The sequence below is a fragment of the Pedobacter sp. NJ-S-72 genome (assembly GCF_053890575.1).
On the sequence record NZ_CM132681.1, the window covers coordinates 323146 to 344036 of the forward strand.

The window sequence follows — 20891 nt, forward strand, 5'->3', positions numbered from 1 at the left end:
TGCATTTACATTAGCTTCCTCAACCAATTGATGAATTTTTTTTGTTTGCCCAACCGGCACTTCAAATTGATCTTTTGCTAAGGCGATTAAAAGTTCATCGGCAACTTCTGATGCCGGAATTCCATTGGCACCTCCAATTTCTGCCGAAAAATCTGTATTAACCAGGGGTGGATAAAGTTCATAGATATTAAGATTCTCATTCTCAGCAAATGTATCCCGTAAACCTTGTGTATAGCTGTGTAATGCAGCTTTACTTGCAAATAGGTTGGTAAATATTTATTTCCACGATAGACCGCAATAGAGGAAACGTTCACGATTGCAGCCTGTTCTTTTTTAGATAAGTGAGATTGCAAAAGCGATGTAAAGTGAATAATGCCGAGGTAATTTGTATTCATTTCTTCAGCAGCTTTTTTGGCAGCATCATTATTGCTGTCTTTCAAATCGTTCATGTAAGCTGCCCCAGCATTATTAATAATGATATTTACGTCCGGATGTTGTGCAATGAGCTCTTTCGAAATGCGAATACGATCTGTTTCAATTGATAAATCTCCCTGTATTCCTACTGTATGGTCTAATTCTGCTAATGCATTTTTTAAGCGCTCTTGGTTGCGGCCATTTATGATGATTTTATTTCCTGCATGATGTAGTTTTTTAGCAATTGCAAGACCGATTCCTGCACTTCCGCCACTAATAAATACTGTATTTCCTGATGTTTTCATGATAATTTAAAATTTTAATTTAATGTTGGATAATCTGTATAACCTTTAGCGCCCGGCGTATAAAATGTCGATTGATCAGGTGCTTGTAGTGGCGCATCATTTTTAAAACGTGCAACCAAATCTGGATTTGCAATAAACGGTACACCGAAAGAAATTAAATCAGCACTATTTTCTGCAAGTACCTTATTTGCAGTTTCCTTATTAAATCCCCTGTTAATGATGATTGTTCCTTTGTAAATTGGTCTGAAATGTTTTGCAACTTCTTGAATAGCATGAATGTTACCAGAAACATCGGTAAAAGGCTCAATTAAGTGCAAATAGGCAAGGTTGTAGTTGTTAAATCTGTTAACCATATAATCATACAGCTCAATGGTTTCGTCATCAAGGGATATGCCCATAATGCCATTCAGTGACGGATTAAGTCTTATACCAACTTTGTTTAAATCGATTACAGTGGCAAGTTCATCAAGGATATCAAATAAAATCCTCGTCCTGTTTTCAACAGAACCGCCATAATTGTCTTCTCGTTGGTTACTGTTTTTACTGACTGAAAAATTGTTGTAGCAAATAGCCGTTTGCACCGTGTAATTCCACTCCATCAAAACCCGCTTGTAGCGCATTTATTGCCACAGATTTAAAATCGTTCACTGTTCTTTTTATATCTTCTGTAGTCATTGGTTGTGGAGCGACAGACGGTTTAAAGCCTTCGGCAGTAAATACCTGTTGCTCCGGATTAAATGAAGATGGCGCTAAAGGTTTTTTTCCATTATGAAGATCTGGATGGGAGTAGGCACCCGTATGCCATAGCTGTGCAAAAATAATTCCTCCTTCATTGTGTACTTCTTTTGTAGTCAATTTCCATCCCTCAACCTGTGTTGCAGAATAAATGCCTGGAACATTTACTACACCGACAGCTTCTGGACTAACAAAAGTACCTTCTGTAATTATTAGTCCCGCTGTTGCACGTTGTTTATAATATGCTGCGGTGAGTTCAGTTGCTCTATGTTCAGCATTGTCAGATCTGGCCCTGGTCATTGGTGCCATTACTACTATTCGATTTTTGAGGCTTATTCCGCTCAAATGAAATGGCTCAAATATTAGTTTATCGTTCATAGTTGTTTTTATTGTTTTAAATATACTTTTTAGTATATTTTGTGTTATTATTTTAAATATGTTATTTGTTTATGCTAGTCAACTGGTTATTAGATTTTGTAGCTGTCAAGTTCCGTTTTCAGGCTTTTTAAAAGGCCTTGCATAGGTTTTGCTGTTCCTAAAGATCGGCAGATGATGATTGCTCCCTCAACTGCGGAAACTGCTTTAAAGGCATAAATGGCTGGATCAAGGTTGGTATTAAATTCACCATCTTTGATCCCTTGTTTTAAAATGGACACAAATAATTCTTGTCCACGTCGTAAAACTACTGCAACTTTTTCTCTGATCATTGGATGATTGTCATCTGATTCAGCAGCCATGTTAATTACAGGGCATCCACCATCAATATAAGTAGATAGTGGATCTTTATAAAAATCAAGATAGCGAAAAAAACTTGCACGAGCACTTTTTGCACGAGAAATATTCGACATTAATCTGTTGCCATTATTCTCTAGCATAAAATTTACAGCTTGGAGGGCTAAATCCTCTTTTCCATCAAAATGACCATAAATACATCCTTTAGTTAGTTTGGAAGCCTCAAGTAAATCATCTATACTGGTCCCCGATATTCCTTTTTTATTAAAAATAGGTGCTGCCGTTTCCAGTATAAATTGTTTCGTTCTTTCTGATTTCGTTAACATTTCCTTTTTCTTATGATGCAAAAATATACTAAAAAGTTTATTTTGTATATTGTTTTTTATAATCTATCTTCAATATGACGTTTGAATTACACATTAGGAATATCTAAATTTTCTCAAGGTTTGTATAAAATAATTTTATGATTGGAGATGAAATTTTTGTTAATTTCCGAAAAATCAGTGTTTATCATGAGAATAATTATTCTTCAAGAATTTTCGAAAAACCTCCAATCCAATCAATTCGGCCGCAAAAATGGTAGGGTTACACACCGCCCCTGAACCAATAATTTTAAGGTAATTCTGAAAAGAGCTGATTTTTTATTTGAGGCTTTTATTGTCAGTAAGATATGATCGTGAGATGTTCGCTAAAATTTGTTCGATGTTTTGGCTAAAAAAATGAGAACTCCAGTCTTCATTAATTCTAATTTTTTTTTAGTGTAAAAACCATTTGTGAAATTATACCCATTATTCATAATAGTTTGAACTTGACCAAAGTTATTTGGCGAAAATGAAAAATAACCTGCGTTTTCTGAATTTTTGACAGTCAAAAGCTGAAAGTTTTTCAGTGATCTAGTAATTTTTTCAGCTTTTACTTGCAGAAATACACTTGGCATTTCAGTTGTGATATTTTTATCGAACGCAAGTTTATAGAGTTTAATTAATTATAGTTTTAATCATTTAAATCAAATTAAGGAGGAAAAACCCATGACATTGGTTAAATTTAATCCAGAAAACAAGAGAAATTCATTATCGCCAGGCTTTGGTGATGCTTTTGATTCCATCTTCAATGACACTTTCTTTGGAGACCGAATGGTTACTAGAGTGCCAGCCGTTAATATCAGTGAAACTGTGGATCATTATCACGTTGAATTAGCCGCGCCCGGACTTAAAAAGGAAGATTTTAAATTGAGTCTTGAACGGAATATATTGAGTATTTCTGTAGAGAAACGTACAGAAAGCAAACAAGAAGAAAGAAACTATGCTAAACGTGAATACAGCTATAATTCTTTTGTTCGTTCATTTACTCTACCTGAAAGTGCTGATGAAAATGGCATTCAGGCAACATATAACGACGGTGTTTTAGCTATCAATATCCCGAAAAGAGAAGAAGCAAAGATACTTAGCCGTCAAATAGACATTAAATAATTTCTCCAAAAATCCATCTCCAGAGCTACTTAATGGTAGCTCTTTTTTATCTTTTGTTATGGAAGCTTTATTTGAAATTTCGTTAAACATGAAAACCATTAAAAGTTTGGAAAGCCTATGCAAGCTTTTATTTATGATCTGATCAGCAATTTGCTACGCGCATTTTTGGTTTGATGCAGTGAGAAAGATGAATAGAGGGGGAATTCGATGATCACTAAGGAGATTTTTAAAGAATTGAACATGGAACATAATCAGAAGTAATTCTGCGTTAAAATTTACCTGTCAATAGAGATTGGGTTAAGTAGGTATTACGTTAGCTTATAAAGTGATATAAAAACACCACGTCTCCATTGTATGCTGGTTTTGGTTGATCTCTAATAACGAGAGTAGCTTCAATAATAACTTTGGTAACTCCTCTCAAATTTACTATAGAAGTAAGTTTGGCCTTTAGCTGCACCTCACTATCTACCAAAACAGCCTGCCCAAATTTAAATCGCTCTATACCGTAATTTATTTCCATTTTTATATTGCGAACATCTGCAATCTGCTTCCACAAATATGGGATCAACGATAAAGTTAAATAGCCATGTGCTATAGTGGCTTTTTAAAAGGGCCTTCAGTTTCAGCTTTTTGCTTATCAACATGGATCCATTGGTGATCTAATGTTGCGTCTGCAAATTTGTTAATCTGTTCCTGACTAATTTTATGCCATTTAGAAATGCCTAGTTCTTTACCTAAATAAGATTTATACTCTTCGAAATTATTGATTATCAACATATGTATGTGTGTTGGATTAAAAAAATAGTTTAATACCTTAGAACAACTCAAAACTTCCTTTACTCAATATTATTCTTCAAATTTCGCTCCAGAAAGCCACATTATATAATTTAACAATTTGACTGTATTTGGCGAATTATCTTTTTTACAATGAAAAGGAGAGGGTTTTGTACGTGCAATTTCTTACATCAAGAAGCTTCCTTTTCATTCATGTAAGGATTGTAGTAGCATTTGTAAAAATGCTCCTTGTAATCTTTATAACTGCTCACTGCACCAAGGAGGCTCATTATTTTGATGTAATACCAAGCCAGGTCTATTTGATGCGGTTTAAAACCACTTCTGGCACTTTTAGGGTATAAATGGTGATTGTTGTGCCATTCGCCAGCAACAATACCCGGCCATAACTGATTGATAGATTTATCTTTATTACTAAAATCAACTCCTTTATGTTGCTTGTCTTTCCCTTTGGCGTGGCCTTCATAATTAAATGTTCTTACACCTACAGCCCAGAACCCTGCTGCTCCAAAAAGACTGCAGGCAAGTGCATGGCCCCCTGTAAGATAGAATGCCAAATACCAAAAAGACCAGTTTAATATCCATGAAGTTATTGCATATAAAGGATTTACATAAGAGCCCCATTTTTGATATTGCGGATAAGTATTAGCTGTCAAACCTGCATGCCTCATCAGCATTTTAACGCGGTTATAATCGGTTTCACTCAAATCCTTGGCTATAGGTTGATGATTAACGTCAGCCAGAAAACAATATAAAAAGCCCGCCTGTGCATTATAAGGATCACCCGGTTCATCTGATTTAGAATGATGGACATGATGTGAAATCACATAGATTTCTTCAGGGATTACATTTAACGTTAAATTTTGCGTAAAAAAAAAAAAACGCCAGAATGAATTTCTGAATTTATATGCACCGTGGGTACAATAGCGATGATGCCAGATCGTTCCATGAGTACCCATAATAATCATGCTATAAAAAAAAGCAGCCAATAGTGTCCACCAACTTAAAAAATAGAAAAGGAATATCAGAAAAAAGGGGATCAGACAAGCTACTTTGAACCAGCTAAAAAACGGAAGCCAGTTTTTGCGGTCTCTAAATACATTTATCCTTGAAAAAAATTCGTGAAAAATTTCACTTGCTGTAGGCTTTATTAACCTCCCTTGAGCATCCTGCCACCCATATTTGGGGCGCTGTAATACATAATCTAAAAATGGCATAGCGTAAAAATTGTTTATTTTATAATAATCTAAGTATGTCAAATCGAGGCGCAATTATAATAAAATTATCAATTAAATAAAATACAATTTCGTGATAAATACATTGTTCATAGTGTTAAACAGAGTATTTGGGATAGTTGTTGTCATGGAGTTTCTATTTATCAATAGAAAGACATTTAGAGTTTTAATCATGATGTTAATGTAGTTTTTATCGGTAAACCTCAAAACATCCCATTCGATTCGATTTGATGAACTTTTTCAAGTTTTAAAAGGATGTTTATTAGGTTCATTTTCTCGTTGTGTGAAAGCGGTCCGGTCACTTGAGCAGATGCTTTTCTTATATTTCCCATGCTCTCATCCAGGAGTTTTTTCCCTTTTGGAGTGATGTGGATCATTTTATTTCGTTTATCACTATCTAAAGCCTGCTGTTCTGCCCATTCATTTTTAATCAGCCTGTTAATGATTTGTATCCCCGCAGATTTTTCATGAATATTTAGTCGGATGAGAGAGGTTTTACTCATACTTCCAAATGACACTAAGCTGATTAAATAAATAAACTCATCAGGAGTTGAAAAAGGAGTGTTCGCTATAGCCGTTTTTGCATGTATTTTTGCATATCTGTACAGATGTACCAGCGAAGTATTGATTACACTATCTGCAGACCGTCCTTTTGCTTTTCCTTCCCATTCCGGTTCTGGTAAATCATTATTGTGATTAGTATGCTGATCGAGCCAGAGCCTGAATGTATTTAGATCATGTGTAGTATGAACGGACTCTTTTTCATATATTTTCACCAGAGTGACCAGTTCGTTAATTAAGTCGTATAACATGATTCAGTTGATTTAATGTAATAGTTAATATTTTGGGCTCAATTCTGAAAAGAATTGAGTTAGGTTATTATTCTAAGGGTTCTATTTAATAAAGCAATTGCAAATTGCTTTTTATTTAAGGTTTTAAAGATATGCATCTCTTCAATTAGAGTGGTCTCATTATCCAGAAATTTCAAAATTTGTTGTGCCTTGTTTTTTTTGAACAGCACTGAGAAGATTTCTTCGCCAGAAAGGCGTCCGCTGCCAAGTAAATGCAAAAGGGTAGCATCATAAGTCTTAAATCTCTTTGGAAAAATGGCTGAAATAATCGGAGTTCCGGATTTCTTTAGTCTTTCTACAATAGCGGCGGTATGTTTTTGTATAAAACGAAAGGTATAACCTGTAGATCCCTTCGTAAATCCGCCGGCAGTACCAAGATAAATAATACGGCCTTGTTGTCTTTGGACAGGATGGTCAGACATGGGAATTACCCCATATTCCCGCTCTTTAATAGTGTACCGGTCACAATGCAGTTGTTCTTGAATATATTGTTTTAAAGCGGTGGTATAATCTTCAGTTGCCAATTCTTGTTCAGAAAAGACCGTATACTCTACTAAAGCGAGTTTTGGACTTAAGGGCAATACATAGACAAATGATGTTCCTGTTTGCTGAGGAGTTCTAAAATCCATTAGGGTTGCACATTCAGCGTCAAAAATGGCGTTTTCTGTTTCTATGATCCAACCCATGAAATGCTGCAGCAAATAATGATAACGTTCTGGTCTTTTGTTCTGGATATGCGGAATGCTGCTGGAGAAAGTATAATCGGAACTATAGATTTCTCCATCAATGACTGCATAGGCTTGTTCGTTTTCTGTATAAAGTCTTTCTACATTTCCTTGTATTGTAGTGATATGGGTGTTCTCTGATAGTTTTTCGTCAGCGAAGGTATAGAAGTCTATTGCCCGGATCATTTTGTACTCATAAGGATAGATATTTAATTCCTGATGGATAGAATAGCTGGAGAAAGATAAACGATTCCATTTTTTTGTATACTACTGGTTCAAATACATCCACATGCTCTTCCCAGAAACACCACGTTTTATCATTGCCATTTTTAGGGGATTTGTCTACAAGCAACAGCTGTTTATTAGAAGCTTTGAGGTAAGGCAGCATGCGTACAGCCAGGCTTCTGCCGGAACATCCTCCTCCTGCAATAATATAGTCAAAGTGCTTCATAATTATTTTTTTTGAGACTGCTGCCAATATTTTCTGGAGGCGAATAACATACCGAATGATTCCCCATGGTGTCTGTCCAGTCCAGATGCTTATGATGCATTTTATGTGCACGTTTAATGGTTTTGATATACCTGTTGTTACTTCGTGAAAACCATTTGAAACGTTGATGGATAACCACATCGTGTATGATAAAGTAAGCAATTCCATATATAAGGATTCCCAGTCCCATGTAAAACATCCAATTGAACCCTGATTTAGCCCCAAAGAAAAACAGAAGAATACTTGGAGTGGCAAAGATTAGAAAAAAGGCATCATTCTTTTCAAAGAAATGAGGTTTTTTTTGATGATGGTCTTTATGTAATACCCATAGTAAACCATGCATTACGAATCTATGGGTAAACCAGGCAACTCCTTCCATAAGAATAAAAGTGCCTGTTGTAATAAATAAATAATTAATCCAGCTATTCATTTTAATGCAATTTAGAGTTGGACAGATAGGTTAAGATGTCCTGTTTCAGTTTTTGATCTTTAGTTGTTTCTAGGTTAGCAAGCAGATATTTTTTATCCTCATTTATATTGTCATTATACTTGAGGAAGGCAGGAAGGTTTGTTTGAATCATAAATCTCAAAAAACGTATTTCCAGATTATGTGGTTCCTTTTTTACAGCCTCTTCTATGAATTTTTTTCCTTTTTTAAATCTTGCGAACTTATGAATTGGGTTAATTCCATGTTTTGCCTGCATCATCTCCGCAGCACCTTTATAACAGATCAAAAGAGGAGGAGAGGTGTAGCTCACAACAGAAAGTAGTTTTAAAAGCCGGTTCGCATCCACTTTATTATGTGCGGAGGTTTCAAACAGGGTTTTTACTTTCTGAATCTCCGGTTCTGCTGAATAGCTTTTAGTTGTAAACAACAGCAGGATTAAAAAGACTATGCTCTTCATATCATGTTTGTTTTGTACCTGATGATGGAATCAAACATCAATCCGAATTTATGTGTATTGGAAATACGGATTCTTCCGGACATTACTTTTTCAGCAGTACTGCTTTTGATCTTATTAAATAAATTTTTATAATAGACATACGACATACGCAAGATGAACGCCATTTCTGGATGATGATGGTAGTTGCCGGATTCCTGTTAAGGCCAGTTCAAAGTCTGCTTCTATTTCTTGTTCAATGATCTTTTTTTCCGTGTTTGAAAAGGTAGATAAATTCACATTTGGAAAATAGGTACGACTTAAGGTATGAAAATCTGCATTTACGTCTCTAAGGAAATTTACTTTTTGGAATGCAGAACCTAATTTCATTGCTGAATCCTTTAGTTTTTCATACTGTATTTTGTCGCCTTCGGTAAAGACCTGTAAACACATAAGACCTACTACTTGTGCAGAACCAAGAATGTATTGATTATACTTTTCAGGTGTATAATATTCTTGTTTGAGATCCATTTCCATGCTTTGAAGAAATAATTCTATCAATTCTTTATCTATATAGTATTGGTTTACAACCTGCTGAAAAGAGTTGAGCACTGGATTTAGGCTTATTCCGTCTTCTATGGCCTCAAAGCAATCTCTTTTAATTTTTTTGAAAGTAAAATTGCTTTGTCATAATCATGAAAGCTATCTACAATTTCATCGGCCAGCCTTACAAATCCATATATGGAATAAATGGGGTGACGAAGTCTTTCGGACAAAAAATAAATACCCAATGAAAAACTTGTACTGTAACGTTTAGTGATCATCTTGCTGCATTGTGCCGATAACTTGTCAAATATTTCTTTCATGGTTTATTTCTTTAAGTACTTTATGAGTTGGTGAGCTGCAACATTTCCTGAAATGATAGAGGGAGGAACTCCGGGGCCGGGTACTGTAAGCTGTCCGGCATAAAACAGATTGTGTATTTTTTTATTCTTTAACGATGGTTTCAGATTTGCCGTTTGCATCAGTGTATTAGCCAATCCATAAGCATTTCCTTTATAAGAGTTGTAATCTGCTATGAAATCACTTACGCAATAGCTTTTTTTTTATAATCCAGATGCTGACGGATCGGGGTTCCGGTATAATTTTCGAGCCGGTCCATGATTGTGAAGTGAAGTATTGTTCCCGAATCGTTTCCGGATCTTTTACACCTGGGGCCAGCGGCATTAAAATAAATAGATTTTCATGTTTATCTGGTGCAACAGTGGGATCTGTGACACTTGGACAGCATACATAAAACAAAGGTTTGGAAGGCCACTGAGCTTCTTTATAGATTTCGTACGCATGTTGTTTTAAATCCTCGTCAAAGAAAAGTGTATGATGATTTAAGCGATCTATTTTAGTGCGGACACCTAGATAAAATATTAGACAAGAGGGAGCAAGAACTCTGTTGTCCCAGTATTTTTGTGAATAATTTCTATGTGTGTGGCTCAGCAGTTTTTCTTCAATGTGATGGTAGTCTGCGGCGGCAATAATACCATCATAATGTCTAATTTTTTTATTTGATGTTAGATTTACAATGTGTTTTCCCTGTACTTCAAGTGCAGTTACAGCTGCATTAGTGTGAAATTTTACACCTTGCTTTTCAGCAACACTTTTCATCATGGCCTGGATTACTTTTCCAAAGCCACCTTTGGGATACCAGGTGCCAAGTTTTAAACCAGCATAATTCATTAGACTATATAATGCGGGTGTATCATCAGGCATTGCTCCAAGAAAAAGTACAGGAAACTCCATTAACGCAATTAGTCTGGGATCTTTGAAGTATTTTTTCACATGTGCACTAAAAGAGGTAAAAACCTGCAACTTAAACAAGCCTTTAATAAGTGCTGAGTCGGCAAATTCCAGTAAGGAAAGTCCAGGTTTATAAACCAGCTTTTCCATTCCTATTTTATATTTATATTCTGCCTCAATTAGGAAACGCTTTAGGTTTTCTGCACTTCCACTTTCTATAGATTCAAATAATTGACATAATTCCTCGAAGTTAGCGGGAATGTTCAACACCTCGTTAGTACCGAAAACTACACTAAAGCCAGGGTCAAGCAATTGTAATTCATAGAAATCTTCAGCTTTGTGACCAAAATCATTGAAAAATTTTTCAAATACTTCGGCATCCAATACCAACTTGGCCCCATATCAAATACATAACCATTCTCTGTGATGAGTTGGCGCGCCCTTCCACCAATTTCTGGATTTTTTTCATAGACGTCTACCTGATAACCTTGCTTTGCCAGGTAAGCTGCAGAACTTATGCCAGCAAATCCAGAACCGATGACGGCTATTTTTAATACTTCCTGTTTCAATTTGTTTGGCATTCAGTCGATTAATTGTTGTAAATAGTAAATCTCAATGTTTTAATATTAATAATACAAATATATACTAATATAGTTTATTTTTGCACTAATATTAATGAATGAAAACGTGGAATAGAAACTAAATCACCTATTGAGTTGTAATTTATACCTAAGGAAATGAAAATATTGTTAACAGGTTCAACAGGTTATATCGCTCAGCGTCTGCTTCCTGTTTTGCTGGAACATCAGCATCAGGTTGTTTGCTGTGTCCGAAATAAAAACCGCTTTGATAAGGACAAATTTGCAGGCTTTGATTTAGAGATAATCGAAATTGATTTCCTGAAAAAGGAAAATCTTGCTGATATTCCTTCAGATTTAGATGTCGCTTATTACCTGATGCATTCTATGTCATCCACAAAAAATGATTTTTCTGAGGCAGAACTGTTAACTGCTAGTAATTTTAAACATGCCATAGAACAGACAAGTACAAAACAAGTTGTCTTTTTGAGTGGAATTATTAATAGCGTAAATTTATCCAAACATTTACTTTCCCGTTTAAACGTGGAAGAGACATTGAAATCTGGTAAATATGCATTAACTACTTTACGAGCTGGCATTATTGTGGGCTCTGGTAGCGCCAGCTTTGAAATTATCAGGGACATCGTAGAAAAACTTCCGGTAATGGTTGCTCCAAAGTGGCTCAATACACGTTGCCAGCCGATCGGTATTCGTGATGTGATCCGTTTTCTTGAAGGAGTAATTATGAAGGAGTACACTTTTAATAAGGCATATGATATTGGAGGTCCTGAAGTGATTACCTATATAAAGAGATGCTTTTAAGGTTTGCTAAAGTGAGGGGACTTAAACGCCATATCCTTATTGTCCCTGTAATGACCCCAAGGTTATCTTCCTATTGGCTTTATTTTGTTACTTCTACTTCTTACCCCCTGGCAAGTAATTTAGTGGATAGTATGAAAGTTGATGTTATCGCAGAGCCCAATGATCTGCCGCAAAAATTGGGTATTGAAACCATGAAGTACGAACAGTCCATAAAACTGGCATTCGGAAAAATTGAGCAGAATCAGGTCATATCGAGCTGGCGGGACGCGATGAATAATGATGATTACCCCAATCGGTTTAAAAAGCTCATTACAATTCCTCAGGAAGGATGTTTTAAAGATGTACGATCAATGAAATTAGATGACCCTGAAAGAGCGCTACACAATATTTGGTCTATAGGAGGATCAACGGGGTGGTATTATGCAGATTGGCTGTGGGATATTCGCGGGTTTTTAGACAAATTATTTGGAGGAGTGGGCTTGCAAAGAGGGAGGACTAACTCCGACAGCCTGTCAACTGGTAGTGTCGTCGATTTTTGGAGGGTGATTCTTGCAGATAAACAAAATCGGCGGTTGTTATTGTATGCCGAGATGAAATTGCCTGGTGAGGCCTGGCTGGAATTTAAAATAGATAAGGAAAACGTGTTGGTACAAACTGCTACTTTTCGCCCGCTAGGTATAGCTGGTCGAATTTATTGGTATTCAGTCTTACCCTTTCATGCTTTTATTTTTAAAGGAATGATGAAAAATATTGCCAGTCATCGTCAACCAAAATAACCACTTGGTTTTTATTAACAAAAATATACTTTATCAAATCTATATATGAAAAAAAAAAATACTTCCTATAGCTAATGGCTTCGCTCTAATTGTCACGATTTTGATCAATTATCTTTCTAATGCCGGGATATTAAATGGCAATACAATGAAAACTGTATCTGATAAATATTTCAACTATTTTACCCCTGCAGGTTATGCCTTTTCAATCTGGGGGGGCTTATTTATCTTGGTTTATTGGGTTTTGTATTTTATTCATGGCGTAATCTTCTAAAAGAGAAAGAAGAAGATTCGATAGTCTTAAAAATTGGTTGGTGGTTTGTGATTTCCTGTTGCGCCAATTCCCTTTGGGTTGTTGCATGGTTGTATGACTATATAGGTGTATCGGTTCTTATTATGACTGTCCTACTGATCTCCCTGTTAAAAATTATTGCTAATACACGGATGGAATTGGATGCTCATCCCTTTAAAATGTACCTTTTTGTGTTTTGGCCTTTTGCATTATATTCTGGATGGATCTCTGTTGCCATTATCGCTAATATTGCGGCTTTCCTGACTAAAGTTAGTTGGAGTGGATGGGGGATTTCTAATGTGACCTGGACAATTATAATGATTTGTATAGCTGGTTTAATTAATATATTCATGATTAGGCTACGGAATCTTCGCGAATATGGCTTGGTAGGGGGTTGGTCATTAATGGCTATTTCTGTATCTAATAATCATACTAATGGCAGCACGGCTGTGGCATATACGTGTTATATTGTTGTGGTAATCTTATTGGTTTTTATAGGAATAAGTGGCTTGAAAAACCGCGGAAGCTCACTTGAAAAGATGTAAGAATTAAAAGGATGGCTTTAAGCCCCCTCTTATCTTTTGTAGGTCATATAAACGTTGAAAGATTAAGAAGATTTTTTCTTTAAACTTGGATGATATGTATCATCTGGAGGTAGGAATTAGAAAAGAAAAAATAGTTGTAATAAACTAGATTAAAGCTGACTGTAATGTATGACAAAGATTTGTTATGTCCTTAGAAATATTGTATTAGCCAAATAGTAGGATTAAATCATCGACGGTGCTTTACCGAATTTTTGTTTGAACGAACGCGAAAAATGGGGCAGACTTTCGAAGCCGAGATCTAAATAAATGGCAGATGGCTTTTGATGTTTCTGTTCTATTAAATGCTTTGCTGCTGTAAGGCGTTTATCTAACAGCCATTGCCATTGACGGGGCGGTACACCAAACGTTTTTGCAAAGTCGCGTTTAAAACCTGCCAGGCTGCGTCCGGTGAGCCGCGCAAATCTTTCAACCGGGACGTTAAAATGAAAATTGGTCATCATAAAGCGTTCCAGATCAATTTTATGAGGTTCTGCAAAATCGAATAAGTATGACCTTAATTGTGGCAGACTATGTAATAATAGTTTAACGCCTTCTTTAACTTTGAGGATACCCATATCTTTTGTGAGTGTCCCTCCTGCGGCGCGTGCATAAGGAATAATGGATTGAAAATAGCCAATAAGAAATGGATCGGGCGGAACGGGCACGTTAGATGGGCCAACATATTTAGAACTGGTGCCGATCTCTTCTTCCAGCGCTATTTTGCGCAACAGATCTTCCTGAAGGCAAATAACAATGCTTTCATAACTTTGGCCAGGAAGAGGTGTTTTAGTCAGCGTACCCAGCTGATTTTTACCGACCAACATCATTTCGCCTGCTTTGACCTCCATGCGCTGGTCAGCCGTTTCTAAATGAAGTTGGCCGGAAACCATCAAAACTAGCGTATGATGGTTCCAGAAGCATACTTTATCTTTCCGTTCTGCGGAGAGATAAGAATAGAAGATCACGCCGGGAAGTATTTCAGTTGGATTGGTCATTTATCTCTGTAGGTAAGTACCGCCTAAGATGGCGCCCGGTGCAAAAGTAGTATTTAATAATTCTATTTCTGACGTTGTAAATTCAATGCTCATGGCAGCGGTATTTTCCGGTAACCTTGTACGGCGGCTCATGCTTACTAATGGCATAATATGGTCGCCTTGCGCATTTACCCAGGCGATGGCAATTTGTGTGGGTGTAACTTGTTTATCTTTCGCTAAGGCTTTCAATACTTCCACTTTTTCCAGGTTTTTGATGAGATTATTGCCCTGAAAACGGGAGAAGTGGAGGTGATGATCATTATCTGCAAGCGGTGCTTTCATATCGCCTGTTAACAAACCTTCGGCAGTGTTGGCAAAGGCGGCTACTGCAATACCCATTTCTTTAGCTGCTGGTAACAATTCGCTTTCCACCTGTCGGTCTGCAAGTGAATAGCCAATTTCCAGTGCACTTATAGGATGAATCTGGTTTGCTTTACGCAGTTGATCAGATGTGATCTCAGAAACACCGATGTAGCGCACTTTACCTTCTTTGATCAGGTCGGCTACAGTACCTATAATATCTTCTACAGGTACGCTGCCGTCCATCCGGCAGGGCTGGTACAGGTCTATGGTTTCAATGCCTAAACGGGTAAGCGAATAATTGATGAAATTTTTAATGGCCACAGGGCGCAGATCCAGGCCCAGCCATTGGCCATTATGAAATAAAGCACCAAATTTAACGCTGATGAAAGCATCGTCCCTGCGGCCTTTAATGGCTTTACCGATTAACAATTCATTATGTCCTGCACCATAAAAGTCGCCGGTATTTAAAAAATTGATGCCACTGTCAAGCGCAGACTGACTGTATGTAGCTATGCTTTCAGTTTCATCTGGCGTTGAACCTCCCCATACGGAAGACATGCGCATACAGCCCAAACCTAGTTTGGACACGAGCGGGCCGTTTTGACCCAATTGTATTTTTTTGATCGTTGTCATCATACAAAGATCAGCGTTCGATCAATATTGAGCTTGTCTATACGGCTCAAATTAATTATCCTGATGGCTCATCAGGATCTGCATTTCATCCGTAATTTATGTATTTAACAAATCAGAAGCAGCCGATGTTCGCCGTCATTTTCTGTAGGTGCCCGATGCACACATGGTAAAACTTTTTGTTCAGGATGATCTACTGCTAATCTCCAAAGATTACCTAAACCTAAATTTATTGGCTGGGCATTGGGTTTAGGTTTATAATGCAGATCAAAATAATATTCCTTCAAAAAGGTTTCAAATTCCGCTTCTGAACCGTTATGTAATTCTTTGAGTTTTTCCCGGATTTCAGGAATCAATATTTTTTGTTCAACCTGATATTGGGTAAGATATCACTTGCAGTACCATGATAGGTACATAAAAATGTATCCGTTGCAACCGTTGAACGATCTACATGATAAGAATATACATCCGTTGAAATGAAGTCTAACTCCTCATCTCGTTCGTAAACTTTAAGTAAATTGAGTAAAGGCGATGCTCCGAAATCTGTTAATAGCTGTAAATCACTTAAGATAGTTTCCCTTGCCATATTACCTTTTTCTGATAGTTGAAGCGCTAAAAGGTCTGCAATGGAAACTTCTGTAATGTTCTCTTTTAATTGAAGTTTAGACATAATTTCTTTAAAATCTCCAACTAAATTTCTGGACCAGCAAATTGCATTCATAGCTCCTTGAAAATTGGTATTTACAAGTTCAGAAAAAGTAGAAACTGCTCCAATTTGATTGTAGTCAGAAAATTCATTTTTCATATTTTAGAATAAATTGTTTTTAGAAAAGCCATTTTTAGCTATTGATATTGAAGAAATACTTTGACTGTGATTTTTGAAGATTTTGTAAATCAACTAAGAAAGGCATATGAATTCATTAATAAATAAAAGGGTTTAAAACTAATTCAAATTTCTGTATTCATTCGGTGTAACACCAGTTTTTTGCTTGAACAATCTTGTGAAATGCTGTTGGTATTTAAATCCCAAATCTGTAGCAACCTCATTTATTGATTTTGAATAGTCAAAAATTTTAGACTTCGCTTCATCAATTAATTTGGTCTGAATGTAATCTAAAGCGGTATTCCCTGTTTCTTTTTTGATCAAATCGCCAAAATAATTTGATGATAGATGCAATTCTTCCGCACAATAAGCAACAGTTGGTAACCCTATATTTGCTGCTTTTCCTGATTTAAAATAATCATTCAACAAGTTTTCAAAACGAACCAAAATGTTTTTGTTTTCATTGCTTCTGGTGATAAACTGCCGGTCGTAAAAACGCTGACAATAATTCATGAAAAGCTCGATGTTCGATACAATCAGCGTTTTGCTGTGTTTGTCAATATTTTGCTGTATTTCTTCTTCAATTTTTTTGAGGCAATCGATAATCGTCTGACGTTCTTTTTTTGATAAATGCAAAGCTTCGTTCACTTCGTAAGAGAAAAAAGAATAGTCTTTGATGTTTTTATCAAGCGAGGTTCCTTTAAGTAAATCGGGATGAAAAACCAAGGCATACCCAGATGGTTTGGTGGCAACGCCTTTGCTGTCAATACCATAAATCTGCCCCGGTGAAACAAAAACGAGAGTTCCGTCATCATAATCGTACGGCTGACAACCATATATTATATCGCCGCATTTTATATTTTTTAAGAATATAGCATAAACGCCTAGATACCTTCTAAAATGCTGGATGGTTGGGACTTCATTAAAATTGATAACGCTCACTAAAGGATGCAAGGTATCTACACCGGCGTATTCGTTGTACGTTTTTACCGTATCAATTCTATCAACTTGTTCCATAATTCAAATTTTAAAATACGAATTTATTAAAACAAAAATTATATATGTTATAACTACATCCACACTACAATCAGTAAAAGTGGTAAAAAGAACCGTATTGTGTATAAAGCTTGCTTAGTCTTTAATGAACAAATTTGTATTGTGAATTTCTGGAACATTTAATGATTTGGAACATTCAATGATTAAAAAATAGAGTTAATGAAAACAGAAAATATATTTGAACGATTGAGAAACGGCGAAACCATTGCTGCAAACGATTCGGAGGCTTATAAAATGCGGGAAGCCGCTTTTGCTACCAAGAAGTTGCTTTTGCAAATGAACAGCACAGCAGAACCTTTAGAAATCATTAAAATACTAAGCAAGATTACGGATAACGAAGTAGATGAAAGTGTTGCTGTTTTTACACCTTTCTATATCAATTACGGAAAACATACCAAAATCGGCAAAAATGTCTTCATCAATTTCGATTGTGTTTTCCTGGATTTGGGTGGCATCACGATTGAAGACAATGTATTGATTGCACCGAAAGTGAGCTTGCTTCAGAAAGTCATCCTATTTCTCCAGATGAAAGACATTCCCTAATTACGAAGCCCATCCACATTAAAAAAAATGCCTGGATTGGTGCGAATGCAACGATTTTGCAAGGTGTAACTATTGGCGAAAATTCAGTTGTGGCGGCGAATTCCGTGGTTTCAGAAAATGTGCCTGACAATGTTATTGTAGGCGGAGCGCCAGAAAAAAATTAAAAAAACATCTAACTCAACGTATTGATAATCAGTATAGATTGAGAAAGGCATTAGGTTCGGGCAGTGTAAAAGGAAAATTGAATTGCAGTAGAAATTTTACCCATAATATTAAAATCAATAAAAAATGGAAGAACAATATCACAATAATTCCCGAAGAAAATTTATTCAACAAACAGCAATTGCAGGGGCAGGAGCTATGCTTGTGAATCCATTTGCACTTTTTTCACAATCAAATAAATCAAAAATGATGAGCAAAATAAAATCAAAAGGTTACGCAGGAAAAGATGAACAAGGAAAAAATTGACACTTTGGAATTTTGAACGCAGACCTGTTGGCGACAACGATATATTAATTGACATCAAATTTTCCGGCGTTTGCCATTCTGATATTCATACCATAAAAGGGCATTGGGGAAAACAACAATATCCACAAGTTCCGGGGCATGAAATTGCTGGTATTGTGACTGCTGTTGGTAAAAGCGTAACCAAATTTAAAGTTGGAGACAAGGCAGGCGTTGGTTGTATGGTAAACAGTTGTATGCAATGCGAAAGCTGTAAAAAGGGCGAAGAGCATCATTGCGAAACTACTGGAATGGCGGGGACTTACGGAACGCCCGAAAAATCATCTCCAACAGGAATTACGCAGGGTGGATATGCTAACAACCTTGTAGTTACCGAACATTTTGCCATTAAAATTCCTGAAAATATAGATTTGAAATATGCTGCGCCATTGCTTTGTGCTGGTATTACCACTTATTCGCCATTAATGAAAGTGAAGATGAGAAAGGGTTACAAAATTGGTGGTGTTGTCGGTATTGGGGGATTAGGACATTTGGCAGTGAAATTAGCAGTTTCCAAAGGTGCAGAAGTTTATGCTTTTACCACATCGGCTTCCAAAGTAAATGATATTAAGGCTTTTGGCGCCAAGGAAATAATTGTTGTGAATTCTGTTGAGGATTTGAAACCAATGAAAGGTAAACTCGATTTTATGATTTCTACCGTTCCTTATGTCTACGAAATGTCGAGTTATATTGATTGTGTAAAACCCAACGGATTTTTTACCCAGGTTGGACAACCCATCAATGGTGAGCTTACGATTAATAATTTTAATATGATTTTTAATCGGGTTAACTTTAATGGTTCATTAATTGGTGGTATTCCCGAAACACAAGAGGTGATGGATTATTGCGCTGAGCATAAAATCTATCCTCAAATTGAAATCATAAAGGCAGAAGAGATCAATGAAGCTTGGGATAAAGTAGTTAAAAAAGAAGCCCGTTATCGTCGTTATGTGATCGACGCAGCATTTTTAATAATATCACCTCGGTATGAAAACAATTCAAATTATTTCAGTATTAACTGCAACAACTATATTTATTAGTTGCAACCCTAAAAATCAAGAAAAAATGAGAACAGACAATAACAAAGAACTTTTTGCTAAGGGCGAAAAATTGGATAACGGATATTTTACAGGTGATGTTTATTTGGAAACGTTGCTACAGAAAGATAAAAACAATAATTTCATTATGGGTGCGGTAACTTTTGAACCAGGTGCAAGAACCAATTGGCATACGCATCCCAAAGGTCAGGTGTTGATCGTTACTGAAGGTAAAGGATTGTACCAGGAAAAAGGCAAACCTGCAAAAATCATTAAAAAAGGCGATGTAATCAATATTCCTGAAAATGTAGAACACTGGCACGGCGCAACGGCAACCGCCAAAATGGTACATATTGCCATCACTAATTACGAAGGCGAAACCAATGCTGTTTGGCTAAAACCTGTTACTGAAGAAGAATTTAGCGAAGCAAACGGAATATAAATATCATCAATATGCGCAACTATCAATTTTTACAATGGATATTTCTATTGTTCTTCATATTAAGTACAAATAAAATGAATGCACAACAAAAAAACCTGGCAAAAAATAATCTTAGTGCCCAGGAACAAAGCCTTGTCCTTATTTCGGCATTCATGGCATCAGGAAATTTAGAACAATTGAAAACTCAGTTAAATAGCGGACTTGATACTGATCTAAGTATTAATCAAATCAAAGAAGCGATAACTCAATTGTATGCTTATTGTGGTTTTCCCAAAAGTTTGAATGCGATTAATCTTTTTAGAACAGTTTTGGACGAAAGAAAAGTAAAGGGTATTACTGACAAAGAAGGTAAAAAGACGGCGGTTGAAAATAAAGTTGCCGATAAATACGAACAAGGCAGGAAAGTATTGGAAACCTTAACCAAAACGTCACAAGCTAAACCTGCACCGGGTTTTGGAGATTTTGCGCCACGCATCGATACTTTTTTTAAAGGAACATTTATTTGCTGATATTTTCGCAGTAGATGTGTTGAGTTTTAAAGAAAGAGAATTGGTTACCATAGCTGCTTTAGCATCAATGGAGGGGGTTGAAGGGCAGTTGCAAGCTCATATCGGCATGGGAAAAAATACGGGAATTACAGAAGATCAATTTAAAGATATTGCCGGATTAATTAAAACAAACATCAGTAAAACGCAGGCGAACACAGTGCTGAAAATTATCGGTCAGCCCTTGCTGCCAGTTATTGATAATGATATGATGGTACGTATTTCTGAAATTGAAATCCTACCGGAATATTTAGAGGAATACAAAGCGATTTTAAATGTAGAATCAAGTGTTTCTGTAAAAATTGAGCCAGGTGTAATAGCTATTTTTCCAATGTATCAGAAAGAAAATCCAAACCAAATCAGGATTGTGGAGATTTATGCTAATAAAGCTGGATATCAATCGCATTTAACTACCCCACATTTTCAGCATTACAAAGACGACGACTTTGAAAATGGTGAAAAATTTAAAGTTAATTGATATGGAAGGTTTGGACAAAGAAAT

The 20891-nt window shown here is 36.2% G+C and carries 32 protein-coding genes and 1 pseudogene; 11 read left to right on the plus strand and 22 right to left on the minus strand.

What is annotated here, in order from left to right; genetic code table 11:
- Nucleotides 1–86 precede the first annotated feature (86 nt).
- The 5 genes from ACWYN3_RS02185 to ACWYN3_RS02205 all read right to left on the minus strand — a co-directional run bounded on the left by ACWYN3_RS02185 (nt 87) and on the right by ACWYN3_RS02205 (nt 3123).
- Entirely contained in the window at nt 87–719 is a 633-nt protein-coding gene (locus tag ACWYN3_RS02185; protein WP_456219664.1) for an SDR family NAD(P)-dependent oxidoreductase, read from the minus strand.
- Between the two features lie 14 nt (nt 720–733).
- On the minus strand, nt 734–1318 hold the full coding sequence (locus tag ACWYN3_RS02190; RefSeq protein ID WP_456219665.1) for an oxidoreductase: 585 nt from the start codon (nt 1316–1318) through the stop codon (nt 734–736).
- Nucleotides 1260–1832, minus strand: coding sequence for an oxidoreductase (locus tag ACWYN3_RS02195; protein ID WP_456219666.1), 573 nt, complete (start codon nt 1830–1832; stop codon nt 1260–1262). The genes ACWYN3_RS02190 and ACWYN3_RS02195 overlap by 59 nt, the downstream gene beginning before the upstream one ends.
- Nucleotides 1833–1921: 89 nt before the next feature.
- Nucleotides 1922–2512: a TetR/AcrR family transcriptional regulator gene (locus tag ACWYN3_RS02200; protein ID WP_456219667.1), complete on the minus strand. Its 591-nt coding sequence runs from the start codon at nt 2510–2512 to the stop codon at nt 1922–1924.
- A gap of 362 nt (nt 2513–2874) precedes the next feature.
- Entirely contained in the window at nt 2875–3123 is a 249-nt protein-coding gene (locus ACWYN3_RS02205) for a hypothetical protein (RefSeq protein WP_456219668.1), read from the minus strand.
- A 91-nt stretch (nt 3124–3214) separates the two neighbouring features.
- On the opposite strand from ACWYN3_RS02205, the gene ACWYN3_RS02210 reads away from it, so the two are divergent.
- Entirely contained in the window at nt 3215–3655 is a 441-nt protein-coding gene (locus ACWYN3_RS02210; protein ID WP_456219669.1) for an Hsp20/alpha crystallin family protein, read from the plus strand.
- 313 nt (nt 3656–3968) lie between these two features.
- Here ACWYN3_RS02210 and ACWYN3_RS02215 read toward each other — a convergent pair.
- From ACWYN3_RS02215 to ACWYN3_RS02270, 12 genes and pseudogenes are all read right to left on the minus strand, one after another.
- Nucleotides 3969–4432 (minus strand): annotated as a pseudogene (locus ACWYN3_RS02215) (MaoC family dehydratase).
- A 188-nt stretch (nt 4433–4620) separates the two neighbouring features.
- Nucleotides 4621–5664: a fatty acid desaturase gene (locus ACWYN3_RS02220; protein WP_456219670.1), complete on the minus strand. Its 1044-nt coding sequence runs from the start codon at nt 5662–5664 to the stop codon at nt 4621–4623.
- A gap of 221 nt (nt 5665–5885) precedes the next feature.
- Entirely contained in the window at nt 5886–6494 is a 609-nt protein-coding gene (locus ACWYN3_RS02225) for a MarR family winged helix-turn-helix transcriptional regulator (RefSeq protein WP_456219671.1), read from the minus strand.
- A gap of 59 nt (nt 6495–6553) precedes the next feature.
- On the minus strand, nt 6554–7444 hold the full coding sequence (locus ACWYN3_RS02230; RefSeq protein ID WP_456219672.1) for a lycopene cyclase family protein: 891 nt from the start codon (nt 7442–7444) through the stop codon (nt 6554–6556).
- A 7-nt stretch (nt 7445–7451) separates the two neighbouring features.
- On the minus strand, nt 7452–7709 hold the full coding sequence (locus tag ACWYN3_RS02235; RefSeq protein ID WP_456219673.1) for a lycopene cyclase family protein: 258 nt from the start codon (nt 7707–7709) through the stop codon (nt 7452–7454).
- Nucleotides 7696–8178: a beta-carotene hydroxylase gene (locus ACWYN3_RS02240; RefSeq protein WP_456219674.1), complete on the minus strand. Its 483-nt coding sequence runs from the start codon at nt 8176–8178 to the stop codon at nt 7696–7698. Before ACWYN3_RS02240 ends, ACWYN3_RS02235 begins: the two co-directional genes overlap by 14 nt.
- 1 nt (nt 8179) lies before the next feature.
- A complete protein-coding gene (locus tag ACWYN3_RS02245) occupies nt 8180–8653 on the minus strand; it encodes a hypothetical protein (RefSeq protein ID WP_456219675.1) in 474 nt (157 codons plus the stop codon).
- Between the two features lie 126 nt (nt 8654–8779).
- Nucleotides 8780–9241 carry a phytoene/squalene synthase family protein gene (locus ACWYN3_RS02250; RefSeq protein WP_456219676.1) on the minus strand — a complete coding sequence of 154 codons (462 nt, stop codon included), beginning with the start codon at nt 9239–9241 and terminating at the stop codon, nt 8780–8782.
- 23 nt (nt 9242–9264) lie between these two features.
- Nucleotides 9265–9495, minus strand: a complete 231-nt coding sequence (locus ACWYN3_RS02255) for a squalene/phytoene synthase family protein (protein WP_456219677.1) — start codon at nt 9493–9495, stop codon at nt 9265–9267.
- 3 nt (nt 9496–9498) lie between these two features.
- Complete coding sequence (locus ACWYN3_RS02260; protein WP_456219678.1) at nt 9499–9669, minus strand: hypothetical protein; 171 nt, start codon at nt 9667–9669, stop codon at nt 9499–9501.
- A 43-nt stretch (nt 9670–9712) separates the two neighbouring features.
- Complete coding sequence (locus ACWYN3_RS02265; RefSeq protein ID WP_456219679.1) at nt 9713–10813, minus strand: phytoene desaturase family protein; 1101 nt, start codon at nt 10811–10813, stop codon at nt 9713–9715.
- A complete protein-coding gene (locus ACWYN3_RS02270; RefSeq protein ID WP_456219680.1) occupies nt 10711–10992 on the minus strand; it encodes a phytoene desaturase family protein in 282 nt (93 codons plus the stop codon). The genes ACWYN3_RS02265 and ACWYN3_RS02270 overlap by 103 nt, the downstream gene beginning before the upstream one ends.
- Nucleotides 10993–11160: 168 nt before the next feature.
- On the opposite strand from ACWYN3_RS02270, the gene ACWYN3_RS02275 reads away from it, so the two are divergent.
- From ACWYN3_RS02275 to ACWYN3_RS02285, 3 genes are all read left to right on the plus strand, one after another.
- On the plus strand, nt 11161–11823 hold the full coding sequence (locus ACWYN3_RS02275; protein WP_456219681.1) for an NAD(P)H-binding protein: 663 nt from the start codon (nt 11161–11163) through the stop codon (nt 11821–11823).
- Nucleotides 11814–12599: an SDR family oxidoreductase gene (locus ACWYN3_RS02280; RefSeq protein ID WP_456219682.1), complete on the plus strand. Its 786-nt coding sequence runs from the start codon at nt 11814–11816 to the stop codon at nt 12597–12599. The genes ACWYN3_RS02275 and ACWYN3_RS02280 overlap by 10 nt, the downstream gene beginning before the upstream one ends.
- Nucleotides 12600–12833: 234 nt before the next feature.
- Nucleotides 12834–13433, plus strand: coding sequence for a hypothetical protein (locus tag ACWYN3_RS02285; RefSeq protein ID WP_456219683.1), 600 nt, complete (start codon nt 12834–12836; stop codon nt 13431–13433).
- 221 nt (nt 13434–13654) lie between these two features.
- On the opposite strand, the gene ACWYN3_RS02290 is transcribed toward ACWYN3_RS02285, so the two are convergent.
- The 5 genes from ACWYN3_RS02290 to ACWYN3_RS02310 form a co-directional block, all read right to left on the minus strand.
- Entirely contained in the window at nt 13655–14467 is an 813-nt protein-coding gene (locus tag ACWYN3_RS02290) for a helix-turn-helix domain-containing protein (protein WP_456219684.1), read from the minus strand.
- A complete protein-coding gene (locus ACWYN3_RS02295; protein WP_456219685.1) occupies nt 14468–15445 on the minus strand; it encodes an aldo/keto reductase in 978 nt (325 codons plus the stop codon).
- Nucleotides 15446–15546: 101 nt separating this feature from the next.
- Nucleotides 15547–15795: a hypothetical protein gene (locus tag ACWYN3_RS02300; RefSeq protein WP_456219686.1), complete on the minus strand. Its 249-nt coding sequence runs from the start codon at nt 15793–15795 to the stop codon at nt 15547–15549.
- A complete protein-coding gene (locus ACWYN3_RS02305) occupies nt 15792–16244 on the minus strand; it encodes a hypothetical protein (RefSeq protein WP_456219687.1) in 453 nt (150 codons plus the stop codon). Before ACWYN3_RS02305 ends, ACWYN3_RS02300 begins: the two co-directional genes overlap by 4 nt.
- 138 nt (nt 16245–16382) lie before the next feature.
- On the minus strand, nt 16383–17279 hold the full coding sequence (locus ACWYN3_RS02310; protein WP_456219688.1) for a helix-turn-helix domain-containing protein: 897 nt from the start codon (nt 17277–17279) through the stop codon (nt 16383–16385).
- Nucleotides 17280–17477: 198 nt separating this feature from the next.
- Here ACWYN3_RS02310 and ACWYN3_RS02315 point away from each other — a divergent pair, with 198 nt between their 5' ends.
- The 7 genes from ACWYN3_RS02315 to ACWYN3_RS02345 all read left to right on the plus strand — a co-directional run bounded on the left by ACWYN3_RS02315 (nt 17478) and on the right by ACWYN3_RS02345 (nt 20867).
- Nucleotides 17478–17861 carry a hypothetical protein gene (locus ACWYN3_RS02315; protein ID WP_456219689.1) on the plus strand — a complete coding sequence of 128 codons (384 nt, stop codon included), beginning with the start codon at nt 17478–17480 and terminating at the stop codon, nt 17859–17861.
- A gap of 53 nt (nt 17862–17914) precedes the next feature.
- Entirely contained in the window at nt 17915–18025 is a 111-nt protein-coding gene (locus ACWYN3_RS02320) for a hypothetical protein (RefSeq protein WP_456222848.1), read from the plus strand.
- Nucleotides 18026–18149: 124 nt separating this feature from the next.
- The gene (locus tag ACWYN3_RS02325; protein ID WP_456219690.1) at nt 18150–18329 is read left to right on the plus strand and encodes a twin-arginine translocation signal domain-containing protein; all 180 of its coding nucleotides are present in this window, start codon (nt 18150–18152) and stop codon (nt 18327–18329) included.
- Entirely contained in the window at nt 18326–19405 is a 1080-nt protein-coding gene (locus ACWYN3_RS02330; protein ID WP_456219691.1) for an NAD(P)-dependent alcohol dehydrogenase, read from the plus strand. The genes ACWYN3_RS02325 and ACWYN3_RS02330 overlap by 4 nt, the downstream gene beginning before the upstream one ends.
- Nucleotides 19353–19844: a (R)-mandelonitrile lyase gene (locus ACWYN3_RS02335; RefSeq protein ID WP_456219692.1), complete on the plus strand. Its 492-nt coding sequence runs from the start codon at nt 19353–19355 to the stop codon at nt 19842–19844. Before ACWYN3_RS02330 ends, ACWYN3_RS02335 begins: the two co-directional genes overlap by 53 nt.
- Nucleotides 19845–19918: 74 nt before the next feature.
- A complete protein-coding gene (locus tag ACWYN3_RS02340) occupies nt 19919–20353 on the plus strand; it encodes a carboxymuconolactone decarboxylase family protein (protein WP_456219693.1) in 435 nt (144 codons plus the stop codon).
- Nucleotides 20298–20867: an antibiotic biosynthesis monooxygenase gene (locus ACWYN3_RS02345; protein WP_456219694.1), complete on the plus strand. Its 570-nt coding sequence runs from the start codon at nt 20298–20300 to the stop codon at nt 20865–20867. Before ACWYN3_RS02340 ends, ACWYN3_RS02345 begins: the two co-directional genes overlap by 56 nt.
- The last annotated feature ends 24 nt before the right edge of the window (nt 20868–20891 follow it).